The following is a 15,018-nucleotide window of genomic DNA, read 5'->3' on the forward strand; positions in this document are numbered from 1 at the left end:
TCAAACGTTTTTCAGTTGGGCCCCAAACCCTCGCACCACAATGCCTTACGTCGTTACCGAATCCTGCATCCAGTGCAAATACACAGACTGCGTCGCCGTCTGCCCTATGGACTGCTTCCACGCCGGCCCGAATTTCCTGGTGATCGACCCTGATGAATGCATCGATTGCTCGATCTGCGTGCCGGAGTGCCCGGTGGGCGCGATCTATCCGGCGGCCGAAGTCCCAGCGGATCAGCAGGACTTCATCGCCTTGAACGCAAAACTCTCGCGCCGCGCCGACTGGCCCCGCCTGACCAAAGTGCAGCCGCCGCTGCCCGATCATGCGCACTGGGCGCAGGTGAAGGACAAGCGCGATGTTTTGGTCATCGCTCCCGACTGATTCGACGCTGACCTCGCACAGGACATCTCCATGACTGAACGCATCCTGCTCACCATTGACGCTGGCGTGGCCGAAGTCCGGCTCAACCGCCCCGAGAAGATGAACGCCATTGACCCGGCCATGTTCGAAGCGCTCGTCATCGTTGGTGAACGCCTGATGAACGAGGCGGATCTACGCGCCGTGGTGCTGTCCGGAGAGGGGCGCGCCTTCTGCGCGGGGCTGGACATGGGCAGCATGGCGAGCCTCGGCAGCAACGATGCGGATTCGGATGTCAGCGCTGGCCGTCTTGCCAAGCGCACGCATGGGGCGGCCAATCTGCCGCAGTACGCCTGCACGGTATGGCGCGATCTGCCGGTGCCGGTGCTGGCTGCGGTGCATGGTGTCGCTTACGGCGGCGGCCTGCAGATCGCGCTGGGCGCAGACGTGCGCTACGTAGCCGCCGACACGCGCCTATCGGTCATGGAAATCAAATGGGGCTTGGTGCCCGACATGGGCGGCATGGCGCTCACGCGCGGTCTGGTTCGCCCGGATCGACTGCGCGAACTGATCTACAGCGGCCGCGTCGTCAATGGCGAAGAAGCCAGCGCCCTGGGGCTGGCGACGCACGTCGTGGACGATCCGCACGCTGCGGCGCTGGCGGCAGCGCACGACATTGCGCAGAAGAGCCCCGATGCCATCCGCGCCGGCAAGCGCTTGATGCGTGTTGTGGAAGACGGCGACACAGCCACCATTCTGCTGGCCGAGTCGATCGAGCAAGATCGGCTGATCGGCGCGGCCAATCAGCGCGAGGCGGTGCTGGCCGGTATGCAAAATCGCGCGCCGGTCTTTCAGCCGGCCGCGAAATATGAAGGGAAATAGTCCGACGCGAGCAACTCAGGCGGCGGCGTGCTTGCCGCCCATCGAGGCGCGCATGGCGTGCGAACGGCTGACCACCTCATCGCGCAACTTCGCGCGCAAACCCAGGGCAAATGCCGTCTCGGCCACGAGGAACAGCGGGCCGATCACCAGGCCCGCCAGGTCGTCAACAAACGCCGGCTTGCGTCCTTCGTAGTAGTGACCGACAAACTGGATGATCCAGCCGATCACGAACAGGCCGATGCCCACTGACAACCAAGCCGCCGTCGAATGCGCGGCCACATGGTTGCCCGCCCACACGCACGCAGCGATCAACGCGAACATCACCACGCCGAAGATCGCGTCCAAGCGCAGGTAGAACAGCGTCGTGAGGGCTAGCAAGACCAGCGCGGGTGTCACGGGCACGCCTGACAGGTCAGCCAGCATGGGCCGCGACAGCAACACCGCTACGGCCAGCACAATCGCCGGGATGCCGACAAAGTGCGTGGCGATATTGCGACCGTCCAGGTGATAGGCGGCGTAGTTGGAAAGGTGGTCAGACAGGGTCCGCATGAGGGCCTCCGGATTTTTGTGCGTTTGCAGCATGGACGCTCCAGCCGCACGCTCGTTATGATCGTTTCATCCTAGTCAGTGGATAGCACGCCGCTCTGTCGCGTAGACGACAAATTCCACGTTTCCGAAGCGTTCCTCAGTCGCCCCTCATGGACCACCCCGTCGCCACATCCGGCGCGCTGGATGCCCCCTCGTACCGCGAACGCCTGCACGCCAGCAGTTGGTTCGGCACGCTGGACGCGGCCTTGCAGGACGCATTGATCGACATTGCGGCGGTGCGTCGCCTGGGCGCCGGCGAGATCCTCTTTCAGCGTGGCGACGCGCCCGACGGCCTGTACTGCGTGGTGGAAGGCACCATCCGCATCGGCGCGACGAGTGCGGACGGTCGCGAAGCCCTGCTGGCCGTGCTGGAACCCGTCAACTGGTTTGGCGAGATCGGAGTGTTCGACCGCCAGCCCCGCACGCATGACGCCCGCGCCGACGGCAATACGGCGTTGCTCCACATGCCACAAGCGGCGCTGATTGCGTTGCTGGATAGCTCACCCGCGCTGCTGCATGCGTTTGCCTTGCTACTGACCCACAAGCTGCGCCTGACCTTCATCGTGCTCGAAGAGACCGCCCTGCTGCCGGCCCCCGTGCGTGTGGCGCGGCGCCTGCTACTGATGGCCGACGGCTACGGCGACCTGCGCCTGGGCACGCGGCGTGTGCTGCACGTGCCACAAGAGCAGCTTGCGCAATTGTTGGCACTGTCCCGCCAGACCGTGAACCAGGTTTTGAAGGATTTCCAGGCGCGCGGCATCCTCAGGCTGGCTTACGGAGAAATCGAACTGCTGGACTTTGCGGGCCTGCACCAACTCGCATATGAGGTGGCAAGGGGATGAAATTTCATCCAATACCCCTACATGCGATGGGATAGGACCGATCCTATAATGTGTTCCCACTCGCACATTCGCCCTTCGCATGGTGCGGAGTCGGCGATGCGAGTGTCCTTCAACGGAAGAGAAACATCATGCCCCGCCAGACCCCCATCGAGCGCTATCGCAACATCGGCATCTCGGCGCACATCGACGCCGGTAAAACCACCACGACCGAGCGCATCCTGTTCTACACAGGGGTCAATCACAAGATAGGCGAGGTGCATGACGGCGCGGCCACGATGGACTGGATGGAGCAGGAGCAGGAGCGCGGCATCACCATCACGTCGGCGGCGACGCACTGCATGTGGCGCGGCATGGCAGGGGACCGCCAGGAATATCGCATCAACATCATCGACACCCCGGGCCACGTCGATTTCACCATCGAGGTGGAGCGCTCCATGCGCGTGCTCGACGGCGCGTGCATGGTCTACGATTCCGTGGGCGGCGTGCAACCGCAGTCCGAAACCGTCTGGCGCCAGGCCAACAAGTACAAGGTGCCGCGCATTGCGTTCGTCAACAAGATGGACCGCATCGGTGCGGATTTCTTCCGCGTCGAGCGCCAGATGCGCGACCGCCTGAAAGGCAATCCGGTGCCCATCCAGATTCCCGTTGGCGCGGAAGATCATTTCCGCGGCGTGGTCGACCTCGTCAAGATGAAGGCCATCGTCTGGGATGACGCGAGTCAGGGGGTCAAGTTCGAGTACGTCGACATTCCCGAAGAGCTGAAGGCTACCGCGCAGGAGTGGCACGACAAGATGGTCGAAGCCGCAGCCGAGGCCGATGAAGCCCTGCTGGACAAATACCTTGGCGGCGAAACGCTGTCCGAGGAAGAGATCAAGCGCGCCCTGCGCCAACGCACCATCGCCGGCGAGATCGTACCGATGCTGTGTGGCTCTGCGTTCAAGAACAAGGGCGTGCAGGCGATGCTCGATGCGGTGGTCGACTACCTGCCCTCGCCGGTGGACATTCCGTCCATCCAGGGCCACGGCGAGAAGGACGAACCGCTTGAGCGCCATGCCAGCGACAGCGAGCCCTTCGCCGCCCTCGCCTTCAAGATCATGACCGACCCGTTCGTCGGCCAGCTCGCGTTCTTCCGCGTGTATTCGGGCAAGATCAATTCGGGCGACACGGTCTACAACTCGGTCAAGGGCAAGCGCGAGCGCCTGGGCCGGATCCTGCAGATGCATGCCAACCAGCGCGAAGAGATCAAGGAAGTGCTAGCCGGTGACATCGCCGCCGCGGTGGGCCTGAAAGATGTGACGACGGGCGAAACGCTGTGCGATCCGGAGCACGTCATTGTGCTGGAGCGCATGGAATTTCCTGAGCCCGTGATCAGCCAGGCTGTCGAGCCCAAGACCAAGGCCGACCAGGAAAAGATGGGTATCGCCCTGAACCGCCTGGCACAGGAAGACCCGTCGTTCCGTGTGAAGACGGATGAGGAATCCGGCCAGACCATCATTTCGGGCATGGGCGAATTGCACCTGGAAATTCTGGTTGATCGCATGAAGCGCGAGTTTGGCGTGGAAGCAACCGTCGGCAAGCCGCAGGTGGCTTACCGCGAAACCATCAAGAAGGCCGCTGAAGACGTCGAAGGCAAGTTCGTCAAGCAATCTGGCGGACGGGGCCAATACGGCCATGCGGTCATCACGCTGGAGCCGAACGACGGCAAGGGCTACGAATTCGTCGACGAGATCAAGGGCGGCGTGATTCCGCGTGAATTCATCCCGGCGGTGGACAAGGGCATCCGGGACACGCTCAACACGGGCGTGCTGGCGGGCTACCCGGTGGTCGACGTCAAGGTGCGCCTGACCTTCGGCTCATACCACGACGTGGATTCGAACGAAAACGCGTTCCGCATGGCTGGCTCGATGGCCTTCAAGGACGCCATGCGCAAAGCCGGCCCCATCCTGCTTGAACCGATGATGGCCGTGGAAGTGGAAACGCCGGAAGACTACATGGGCAACGTGATCGGCGATCTGTCGTCGCGGCGCGGCATGGTGCAAGGCACGGAAGACATTCCGGGTGGCGGCGGCAAGGTCGTGCATGCCGAGGTGCCGCTGGCTGAAATGTTCGGCTACTCCACCAACCTGCGTTCGCTCAGCCAGGGCCGTGCAACGTACACGATGGAGTTCAAGCACTACGCTGAAGCACCGCGCAACGTGTCGGAAGCCGTAATGTCGGCCAAGAAAGTCTGACTTTTTGCTTCATCCGCTTGCGGCCGCCCAGTGCGGCCGCAGTGCTTTACGGCCTAGCCTGCCGGCAGGTTCTCGACGCAGAAATCGATGAATGCATGCACCTTGGCCGGCAGGTAGCGACGCGATGGATACAACGCGTACAGCGCAAAGCGCTCATCCGGCCAATCCGGGAACAGGTCGACCAGTTGACCGCTACGCCGCAGCTTTTCTGTACCGAGCGCCATCACCTGGGCAATGCCCGCGCCCGCCACGCATGCCGCGTGCATCGTGCGCACGTCCGACACCGTCAGCCGCCCGGCGGGCCGGATCTCGATGCGCTCGGTCTGGCGCCAGAACTCCCACTCGTACGGGCGCCCCGTCACCGGGTTGTAGAACAGGATGCGTTCGTGTGAGGGCACATCACGAGGATGCGCCGGCTTCCCGCGGCGCGCGATGTAATCCGGCGATGCCACGGTCACGATGCGCGTCTCGACCAGCTTGCGCGCCACGAACGAGCCCACGGGCGGCGGCCCAAAGCGGATGGCCAAATCAAAGCCATCGGCCACCAGATCACCCACGTCGTCCCGCATGATCAGTTCGAGCGATAAGTCCGGATGGCGTTCGAGAAAACCCGCCACTGGTGTCGCCAGTGCCATCCGCGAAAAAAACGGATCGACATTCACCCGCAAACGCCCCTGCACCGCGCCAACTGCACCCGAGGCCATCGCTGCGGCATCGGCGATGCCCGTCAGATGCGGGCTGACCTGTTCGTAGAGACGGCGGCCTTCATCAGTCAGCGTGAGTGAACGCGTGGTCCGCTCAATCAGCCGCACACCGATGCGCGCTTCCAACCGGCTGACCGCGCGGCTGACTCCGGACGGCGACAACCCGAGCGCATCGGCCGCGCGCACGAAGCTGCCGCTTTCCGCCACCGCCGCCAGCAGCGTGATGCCGGAGAACAATTGCCCATCGAACGTCATGCAATCCTTTTCATCCCGCAGCCATTTCGGGAGTTTTTTCACGAATGATTTGTATGGTACGCACTTTATTCAAAGATCGGCAATCGGCACCATGCCGTCCATCGTTCATGGCAACCGAAGGAGCCACACATGCAACTAACGTTGAAGACGCAGGGTGTTTCCATTCCCCGGCTGGGCCTCGGCACATTCCGCGTGGCGAGCAACGTATGCCAACCTGTCGTCGAGAGCGCGCTGGCGCTGGGGTATCGGCACATCGACACCGCCGCGATGTATGGCAACGAAGATGCCGTCGGCGCGGCCATCGCTGCCTCGGGCCTGCCGCGCGAAGAAGTGTTCGTCACCACCAAGGTCTGGCATGACCAGCTCGCACCGCGCGCCATTCCACTGGCATTGGAGCAGAGCCTTGCCAAGCTGAAACTCGATTACGTCGACTTGTACCTCGTGCATTGGCCATCACCCCACATGGATATGGCGGCAACGATGGAAGCGATGATGGCGCTGCGTGACAGCGGCCGCGTGCGGGCCATTGGTGTGTGTAATTTCAACCTGCCGATGCTCAAGACCGCCATCGACACGATCGGCGCGCCCCTCGCTTGCGTGCAGGTGGAATACCACCCGTTCTTGGATCAGTCGGCGCTGCTGGCCTACCTGGGCAGCAATGGCATTCCGCTCACCGCCCATGCACCGCTCGCACAAGGGCGCGCGGCAGAAGACGCCACGTTGCAGGCGATCGGCCGCAAGCACGGCGCATCAGCCTCTCAGGTGGCCATTGCATGGTTGCTGGAGCAACCTAACGTGATCGCCATCCCTAAGGCCCAGCGGCGTGAAAACCAGCAGGCGAACCTTGATGCGCTGCGCCTGCGCCTGGACGACGCAGACCGTGCCGCCATTGACGCCTTGCCAAAGACGCTGCGTTACGTACAGCCAGCCTTCGCGCCCGATTGGGATGCCGTGCCTGCCTAACGCAGCCACATCAGCCACGCGTACACGATGCCCGCCGCAGCCAAGAGAAACGGCATCGAGTACGCGTGAAACGCCCACCAGGCACGCCGGTCGCTCAGCATGCGCAACGCAATCAGATTGGCCAGCGACCCGATGAGCGTGCCAAATCCGCCCACGCTGACCGCAAAGGCAATCATCGGCCAGTCATGCGAATACTCGGCTAGCAGGATTGCCGCCGGCACGTTGCTGATGACCTGCGACACGCCAATGCCAGCCCAGTACAGATGCATGGGATTGCTCAATACCAGCGCATCCAGCGACTGCCGCACGATACCAAGCTGCGCCACCAGCCGCAGGTCAATGAACATCAGCATGAACACGAGCAGGAGGCCCCAGTCCACCCGGGCCAGCACATAGCGCGCACCGATCAGGTACAGCACGATCAACCCGGCCGCCGCCACCAGCGGATGGCCCAGATCGGTCAGCACCAGAAACGGCACGTACAGCACGAGCGCCGGCACCAACAGGCGCTTGTGCAATTCCACGTCGCCGGTTTCAGCATGCAGATGGATTTCGTGCGAGGCAAACGCCAGCCACGTCACCAGCAGGAGCAAGGCCATCAGCAACACGACCATCGGCGTCATCTGCCAGACAAATGAACCAAACGACAGCCCGGATTGATGCCACAGAAAGAGATTCTGCGGATTGCCGATCGGCGTGAGCGCGGAACCCGCGTTGACCGCCAGTGCCTCGAATATCACCAGACGCGCCACCGGCAGCCTGGCGACCTGCCGCAAACCGACGGTGAGCGGCACGATCACGAACAGCGCCACATCGTTGGTCAATACGGTTGACAGCACCGCCGAAGCCCCGACCAGGCTGAGTGCCAGCGCACGCTCGCTGCTGACCACTTCGACCAGGCGCCGGCCGAGCAACTGAAGCATGCCGCTGGCCTCAACCGCCTTGGTCAGGATGAGCAGACCGGCCAATGCGGCAATGGTGTGCCAGTCAATCAGGCCCGGATATTCAACGATGCGCTTGGGGGCTGCGAGCGTCAGCGCACCACAAATGGCCAGCAGCGCCCAGAAGAAAACGTCTTGTTTGAGGTTGTGCCAGAACGGCGGGTGTTGCGGTACGGCTTGCGCCATGTGCGTGCGTGGCGGATCGCCGTGCATAGGAAAGGAGAAGGAAACGTTAGCGCAAACGCGCACAAACCAACCGGGCGCGGTTTGCCCGGCCGATTGTAGTGCGACTGCTTCCTGCGCTCAATCGCAAGCCGGGCGCTTGCGTGCCCGGCCTGTACGAGATGGATCCGCTTACGACTCGCGCGAACCCGAACCACCCGGACGATCTGAGCCGCCCGACGAACCGCCAGCACCGGGGCGGTCCGAAGACGCCATGCGCGAGCGATCCTCCGCGCTGCCGCCCGCATGCGGTGCACCTTGCTGGCCAGCTTGGCTGTGCGAGGCACCCGGATGATAGGCGGACTGCGGATGGCGCTCCGGCCCGCGATACTGGCCCGCCAGGCCATGACCGCCGCCCGTGCCGCCCATCGTGCCCTGCTCCGAACGCTCGTGGCCAGCTTCCGTGCCGCCGCCCGCTTGCGTTGGCTGAGTCGGATGATTGGCAATAACGCGCTCGATCTCGGCAACGGCTTCTCGCGGCGCCAGAACGACCTCCAGCCCCAGCGCGCCGGCCACGGCCATCAGCGTCGACAGGCGGGGATCGGCACGACCGGATTCCGCGCGCAAATACGCTTCGCGAGAGATACCGGCCATCTTGGCGACATCTTCCTGTTTGAGCTTGCGCGACTTGCGCAGACTGTGTAATTGCTTGAAAGGCTGTTCCATCTGTTCGCTCCTGCACCTGAGATGGGAAACACCGCCGGGTCTGGACCCGAACGATGGGCTGAAAATATGCGGGTCGGGTGGCTGCACCTTCATCCGCGGTCATGCACAACACGGCAACAGCGGCGATTCATCTATGCACGCCGTTGCACACGTTTTTGGGGGCGGCCTCCGTGATGTGTTTTCTACAGAGTAGACGTAATTTCGACTGCACCCAATATCGACGCGTGATGAAAGCGCATCTCATCGACCGTGTTTATGGTGACAAGGCGCCTTGAGGGTCAGTTCCCTCACAGATGCCGCTTTCTTCGCTTGGTAGGCAGTTTTTGTGACGCCTCAAGCGCAAATCCTTGCATCCGCACTGCATTTCGTCGATCCGCGCTTGCCCTATCCACCAATTGGAGGGTGCTCTGCGGGAAAGAACCGCCTGAGCCTCCTGTGGCACCGTCGGGCGACTGCGCGTGCTTCTCGTCACGCAATTGCCGTGCCGGAGGTGACGCGGCGGTCAGTTGGGCGATTGGACAAGAATTAATGGAAATCGCGGCTGGAAGTGGCAAGGCGCCCCAGAAGTGGGGTCAGATCCACCAGATGCTGGGCGACAAGATGTCGGGTCTCACGCTCACATTGCCATTTGCCGTAGACGCCCAGCAACTGGGCGTTCAGCACTTCGCGTCGCTGACGCTCGATCAAGTGCGGCCAGAGGATGACGTTGACGGCGCCCGTCTCATCTTCAATGGAAACGAAGATGGTGCCGTTGGCCGTGCCCGGCCGCTGCCGCACCGTGACAATGCCGCAAGCGCGCGCCAGTTGGCCGTTGCGATAGCCGGCCAGCGTGGCGGCGGTGGCAAAACGCATGCGTTCGAGCCGTGCGCGCAGCAGCCCTACCGGATGGCTCTGCAGCGACAACCCCAGGCTGCCGTAATCCGCCATCACCTCCTCACCAATGGGCGGCGCTGGCAGCTCGAGCGGCGCCTCCACCGGCCGGGCCTGGCGCAGCAGCGCATGATCGTGGCCGGGCTCCTGCAGTGCGAGCGTTTGCCATAGCGCCTGACGACGGTGGCCGGCCAGGGGCTTGAGCGCATTGGCTGCGGCCAGCACGTTCAGGTCGTGGCGGTCGAGCGCGGCGCGATGGGCTAGATCCTCCACGCTAGTAAATGGCGCTTGGGCGCGAGCCGCTTCGATGCGCTCGGCAGCTGGCTTGCGCATGCCCCGAATGCGATTCAATCCGAGGCGGATGTCGGGCTGCACCACGCCACCGTCACCGGCATCGTCATCGGTGCGGGGATGCAGCGTGCTGTCCCATACGCTGGTCGTTACGTCCGCTGGCAGCACGCGCACATGGCTGCGCCGCGCCTCCTGCACCAGTTGCGACGGTGAATAGAACCCCATCGGCTGGCTGTTGAGCAACGCCGCAAAAAACGCCGCCGGCTCGTGGCATTTCAGGAAGCTGCTGACGTAGGCCAGTTTGGCAAAACCTGCCGCATGGCTTTCGGGGAAGCCGTATTCGGCAAAGCCTTCCATCTGCTTGCACAGCGCTTCGACAAAAGCGGGGTCGTAGCCCCTCTTCTCGACCATCGCATGCACCAAGCGCTCCTGATGCTGTGTGAGATTGCCCTTGCGCTTCCAGGCAGCCATGTCGCGGCGTAAGCGGTCAGCATCATCCGGACTGAAATCGCCGGCCTTCATGGCGATCTCCATCACCTGCTCCTGGAAGATCGGCACACCCAGCGTGCGTTCAAGCACCGCTTTTACCTCGGGCCCGGGGTATGTCACGCAATCGGTGTTGCCATTGCGCTTCGCCTCGCGCCGCTGCAGATACGGGTGCACCATGCCGCCCTGGATCGGCCCGGGCCGCACGATGGCCACCTGGATCACCAGGTCGTAATACTCGCGTGGACGCAGACGCGGCAGCATCGACTGCTGCGCGCGCGATTCGATCTGGAACACGCCGATGGTTTCGGCGCGGCAGATCATGTCGTAGGTTTTCTTGTCGTCATCGCGCAGATCCTGCATGGCGAGCTTGCCGGTTGCGCCGTAGTGCTCGCGTCGCCCAGGCAACGCGTCAAGCATGTCCAGCGTGCGACGAATGGCTGTGAGCATGCCCAGCGCCAGTACGTCCACCTTCAGCAGGCGCAACGATTCGAGATCATCTTTATCCCACTGGATGACGCGACGGTTTTCCATCGCCGCATTCTCGATTGGCACCAGGCGCGAAAGCTTGCCCTGCGCAATCACGAACCCGCCCACGTGCTGTGACAGATGGCGCGGAAAACCACGTAACTGATCCACCAGTTGAGCCCAGCGCAGCACCAACGGCGATTCCGGATCCAGACCCTGCTGGCCTGCCCGCTGCGCAAATTCCTTGCGGCTATCCCACCACGCCTGGCCCTTGGCCACCTGCTCGATGATTCCGAGATCCATGCCCAACGCGCGGCCTACGTCACGCAGTGCGCTACGCGTGCGATACGTGATAAGCGCCGCCGCCAGCGCAGTACGTGTCACGCCGTACTTGTTATAGATGTACTGGATGACTTCTTCGCGACGCTGATGCTCGAAATCGACATCGATGTCGGGTGGCTCATTGCGTGCACGCGAAAGAAAGCGCGCGAACAGCGTGTTGCCGCTGTCCGGGTTCACCTCGGTAATCTGCAGGCAATAGCACACCGCCGAATTGGCCGCCGACCCACGTCCCTGGCAGAGAATTCCCTGGCTGCGCGCAAACCTCACCACGTCATAGACGGTCAGGAAGAACGGTTCGTAACCCAGTTCGGCAATCAGTCCGAGTTCCTCCTGAATTTGCGCTCGCACCTTCTTCTGCACCCCGTTTGGATAACGCTTTGCGGCACCGGCGAACGTTTCCGCGCGCAGGTATTCGGCCGGCGTCATACCTGCAGGCACGACTTCGCTCGGATATTCGTACTCGATCTCGTCGAGGGAAAAATTGCACAACGCCGCCAACTCCACCGTCCGGCGCAGGATCTTGGCACCGCGCTTGCCTTGATAGAGAAACGCGAGCTGCATGCGCGTGCGCATCGCTTGTTCAGCGCTGGGTGCAAGTTCCAGGCCGCATTCAGCAAGCGGCTTGGACAAACGGATGGCGGTCAGCACGTCGTGCAGCGGCTTGCGTTGGCGCGTGTGCATCTGCACGCCGCCGGTCGCGACCATGGGCACATCGATCTGCTCCGACACCGCCGCGACCATGCCGCGATGGCGGTCATCCGCGTGCCGTAGCGGCAACTCCAGCGCAATCGATAGCCGATCACCAAACACGCGTTGGCACCACCACGCCTGAGCCAGCAGTTGCTGCGGGTCGGGATCGTAATCAGGCAGCAGAATCGCCAGGCAATCGGGCACGCCGCGCAGGTGAGCGAGCTCACCTTGGGGCGCGGCCAAATCGTCAGCCAGCAAGCGGTATTCGCCCTTGGGTGCTGCCAGCCGCGCGTGCGTGATGATCTCGCTCAGGTTGCCGTAACCCTCGATGTTCTGCGCCAGCAGCACCAGCCGCAGCCAGGGTTCGCCATCGGCATTGCGCACCGTAAAGCGGCTGCCGATGATGAGCTTCAGCTCGTGTTCCCTGGAAGCCACAAGCGCTCTCGCGGTGCCCGCCACAGAGCATTCGTCGGTCAGCGCCAGCGCTTGATAACCATACAGCTTGGCGCGCTCCACCAGTTCGTGCGGATGCGACGCGCCGGTCAGGAACGTGAAGTTGCTGATGCAATGCAGCTCGGCATAGTCGGGCAGAACAGGGAGTGGCGTGGTCGAAGTCATGACGTGCTTAACCGAACAAGCCGTGCAGATACCAGCGGGCGTCCTCATCTCCCGCGTTGGCCTTGCTTGCAGAAACGCGCTCGCGATACACCCAGTAACGCTCGCCTTTTTCTCCCTCGACGATGAAGTAATCGCGCTTGATGAGGTCGTCGTCCCACCAGCCGGATTCAATGCGCTCGGGCATCGACACCAGCCGCAACAGCCCGCGGTAATACGGATAGTGCTGACGTGTCAGCAGCGGGATCGGCTTCTCCAGCAGCCACAGCGGGCGCTCCGGCTGCTGAGCGTGCCACTGCGCCAATGCTTGTCGCGCGGCAGCACGGCTCTGCGCGGTGGTTGCAGCATTCACCTCGACCCAGTGGTTGGCGCGCTCGGGACGATGATCGGCACACGGCTGCGGATGACGCACGTTCTCAGCACCCAGCCGGGCGATCAGCGTGTCGATCAGACGTGCAGCATCTTCAGCGCGACCACCGGGTTCGGGAAACAACGATTCCGTAGGCGGCGCGAGCGGCGTAGCGTCGGTCACCGTCAGGCGCAGTTCGACCACCGGGGCGATCAGCGTGAGCCGATGCACGCGCTCATGCAGCACCCGCGACAAGTGCGCCAGCGTGCGAACCGGCTGTGCCAGCGCGATCTCCACCGGCGTGGACGAAGCGGCATCCTCACTGCTCCGGCCGCGCCGGCGTTCGTGCTCCAGCGTGAGTCGATACGTCTTGGCGCCCAACTGAAGCGCCGACAGCCAGCCGACCAGCTGCAACAACAATTGCTCCGAGGCCGCCAGCACACCTTCCGCGTTATCGATACGGCCTGGCAATTCCAGCGGCACATCGAAGCGCAACGGGGCGGTAAACCACGTGAAACTCTCGTGCCCGTTGCCATAAGCGGCGTCGAGCGTATCCACCAGCAACGGCCCGCAGCGCCGCCGCAGGCCGCTACGCGGCAACTCGCGCAAATCGGCCAGTGTGCGGCAGCCGAGGCCTTCAAGCCAATCGGGCCGCGTGAGTCGCGCCACCGCATCGACCGGCAATTGATCTAGCAACGCCGACAACCGCTCCTGCCGCACCGCCCTCCGCACACGCCCTTGACGTACGGCCGTGCGACGGCCACGTACCGGCATCGGTTGCGCACTGGCAAGCCATGCCGCACCGCGTGCCGTCGGTCCGGTGCCAAGCTGCGGCATGGCGCCCAACCGAACCGCGCAATACTTCACCGCCCGACACAGCGCACGATGTCCGCCGAACAGGCGCAAGCTGGCCTCGACCTCCAACAACACCGTCGCCTCATCCACCACATCCAACGTGACATGCGGCGTGAATGCCAGCAGCGCCAGCGCCAGCGATTGCAGCAACCGTGCCTCGGCCGCCACGTCACGATCAAGCTGTACAGCATGCGGTACCAACGCCTGCGCGCCCGCCTGGCGCAGGCCTGCATGTACGCCTTCGCGCATCGCCAAGCGATTGGCCGACACCACGCGCCCCTGCTCCAGCACCACGACCGGCAAAGGCAGCGCGGCCGGGTCAGACCATCGGGGTCGAAGCGCGTCGAGTGGGAGACGGGGCAGATGCACCGCGATCCAGAACGGCATGATCGGAAGTGTGATGATCGGAAACGTCCGACAAAGCGTTGAACGCAACAGAAGACGAAGGAGACGAAAGCGCGGCCAGCAATTTCGCCGTGGCCGGATCCATGATGAACGGCTCTACCAACGGCACAGGCAACGGACGCACGGAAGCGCGACCGGCCCGAAGCGGATCCGCCAACGGCAGCAGCAACGGAGATTCACGCAACGGCCCACGCCGCTTGTGGAAGAGGATGGACAGCGCATCGGCGCCAGCCGGCTCCAGCCCCAGCCGCAGCACCGCCGGCGACGACTCACGCTGCGCCTGAGCCGGCCGGAACACCCAGATGGCGCTCTCTCCCGCCTGTGCCAACACTTGCAGCCTGCGCAACTCTCCTGGGCGTGCCCGGTTAAGCCAGATCAGCACACCATCGAAAGCCTTGCAGCGTAGAACCTGCTCGGCTGCCCACAGAAGATCAGCCGGCTTGTCAGCGCGCACCCAGACGATTTGTTCAGGAGAGAAATCCCAGCCCACCAGCCTCACTGCATTCGGCAGATGCGGCGGAGCAATCAGCGCGATGCGCCCTGCGCCCGTGCACAGCGTAGACAATGCCGGACGCAGCAACCGGCATTCACCAATACCGGATTGCGGGCACAGCAGCTCGATCAATCCGCCGAGGGGCCAGCCACCACCGGGCAATTCGGCATTCAGCGAGTCATACCCAGTGGTCAAAACGCGCCCGTCGCTTCGCGCCAGACGGCCTGCGCTCCACAATGCCGGATGTAGCGTTTCAGGTGATGGCACCGTCGAGGCTTTCGGCACAGGCGAACGCAACCCTGACATCGCGCGTCCAGCAGGAACAGGGCACTCCGCCACATCTTCGGCGATAAAAAGAGACGGGGACAACGCAAACATGGGAAACGCCAAAGCAAGCCGATGAATACTGTATAAATATACAGTATCACAGCTTTCCTTCAACGCGGTTTAGTTTTGCGTGTGCGTTGCAAGAGGGCGATAGCAGCCTCGAAGCACTGGAGTCGAG

The 15,018-nt window shown here is 63.2% G+C and carries 12 protein-coding genes; 5 read left to right on the forward strand and 7 right to left on the reverse strand.

What is annotated here, in order from left to right:
* Nucleotides 1-40 precede the first annotated feature (40 nt).
* Complete coding sequence (fdxA, locus tag BG83_RS0123515; RefSeq protein ID WP_024979044.1) at nt 41-379, forward strand: ferredoxin FdxA; 339 nt, start codon at nt 41-43, stop codon at nt 377-379.
* Between the two features lie 30 nt (nt 380-409).
* Nucleotides 410-1,237 carry a crotonase/enoyl-CoA hydratase family protein gene (locus BG83_RS0123520; RefSeq protein WP_024979045.1) on the forward strand — a complete coding sequence of 276 codons (828 nt, stop codon included), beginning with the start codon at nt 410-412 and terminating at the stop codon, nt 1,235-1,237.
* Between the two features lie 15 nt (nt 1,238-1,252).
* On the opposite strand, the gene BG83_RS0123525 is transcribed toward BG83_RS0123520, so the two are convergent.
* Nucleotides 1,253-1,786, reverse strand: a complete 534-nt coding sequence (locus tag BG83_RS0123525; RefSeq protein WP_024979046.1) for a DUF962 domain-containing protein — start codon at nt 1,784-1,786, stop codon at nt 1,253-1,255.
* A gap of 149 nt (nt 1,787-1,935) precedes the next feature.
* On the opposite strand from BG83_RS0123525, the gene BG83_RS0123530 reads away from it, so the two are divergent.
* Both BG83_RS0123530 and fusA read left to right on the forward strand, forming a co-directional pair.
* Nucleotides 1,936-2,667 carry a Crp/Fnr family transcriptional regulator gene (locus BG83_RS0123530; RefSeq protein ID WP_024979047.1) on the forward strand — a complete coding sequence of 244 codons (732 nt, stop codon included), beginning with the start codon at nt 1,936-1,938 and terminating at the stop codon, nt 2,665-2,667.
* Nucleotides 2,668-2,795: 128 nt separating this feature from the next.
* A complete protein-coding gene (gene fusA, locus BG83_RS0123535; RefSeq protein ID WP_024979048.1) occupies nt 2,796-4,898 on the forward strand; it encodes an elongation factor G in 2,103 nt (700 codons plus the stop codon).
* A 53-nt stretch (nt 4,899-4,951) separates the two neighbouring features.
* On the opposite strand, the gene BG83_RS0123540 is transcribed toward fusA, so the two are convergent.
* On the reverse strand, nt 4,952-5,857 hold the full coding sequence (locus BG83_RS0123540) for a LysR family transcriptional regulator (protein WP_024979049.1): 906 nt from the start codon (nt 5,855-5,857) through the stop codon (nt 4,952-4,954).
* Between the two features lie 129 nt (nt 5,858-5,986).
* Here BG83_RS0123540 and BG83_RS0123545 point away from each other — a divergent pair, with 129 nt between their 5' ends.
* On the forward strand, nt 5,987-6,820 hold the full coding sequence (locus tag BG83_RS0123545; protein ID WP_024979050.1) for an aldo/keto reductase: 834 nt from the start codon (nt 5,987-5,989) through the stop codon (nt 6,818-6,820).
* Here the strand turns inward: BG83_RS0123545 and BG83_RS0123550 are convergent.
* The 5 genes from BG83_RS0123550 to imuA form a co-directional block, all read right to left on the reverse strand.
* Nucleotides 6,817-7,974, reverse strand: coding sequence for an anion transporter (locus BG83_RS0123550; protein WP_024979051.1), 1,158 nt, complete (start codon nt 7,972-7,974; stop codon nt 6,817-6,819). The two genes, BG83_RS0123545 and BG83_RS0123550, sit on opposite strands and share 4 nt — an antisense overlap.
* Before the next feature lie 141 nt (nt 7,975-8,115).
* Nucleotides 8,116-8,649, reverse strand: coding sequence for a helix-turn-helix domain-containing protein (locus BG83_RS0123555; RefSeq protein WP_024979052.1), 534 nt, complete (start codon nt 8,647-8,649; stop codon nt 8,116-8,118).
* Nucleotides 8,650-9,174: 525 nt separating this feature from the next.
* Nucleotides 9,175-12,414: an error-prone DNA polymerase gene (locus BG83_RS0123560; RefSeq protein ID WP_024979053.1), complete on the reverse strand. Its 3,240-nt coding sequence runs from the start codon at nt 12,412-12,414 to the stop codon at nt 9,175-9,177.
* Nucleotides 12,415-12,421: 7 nt separating this feature from the next.
* On the reverse strand, nt 12,422-14,002 hold the full coding sequence (locus tag BG83_RS0123565; RefSeq protein WP_024979054.1) for a Y-family DNA polymerase: 1,581 nt from the start codon (nt 14,000-14,002) through the stop codon (nt 12,422-12,424).
* Nucleotides 13,935-14,891 (reverse strand): translesion DNA synthesis-associated protein ImuA, encoded by a 957-nt coding sequence (gene imuA / locus BG83_RS0123570; protein ID WP_037032359.1) that lies wholly within the window; start codon nt 14,889-14,891, stop codon nt 13,935-13,937. Before imuA ends, BG83_RS0123565 begins: the two co-directional genes overlap by 68 nt.
* Between the last annotated feature and the right edge of the window lie 127 nt (nt 14,892-15,018).

Source organism: Ralstonia pickettii, from assembly GCF_000607165.1.
Classification (GTDB): Bacteria; Pseudomonadota; Gammaproteobacteria; order Burkholderiales; family Burkholderiaceae; genus Ralstonia; species Ralstonia holmesii.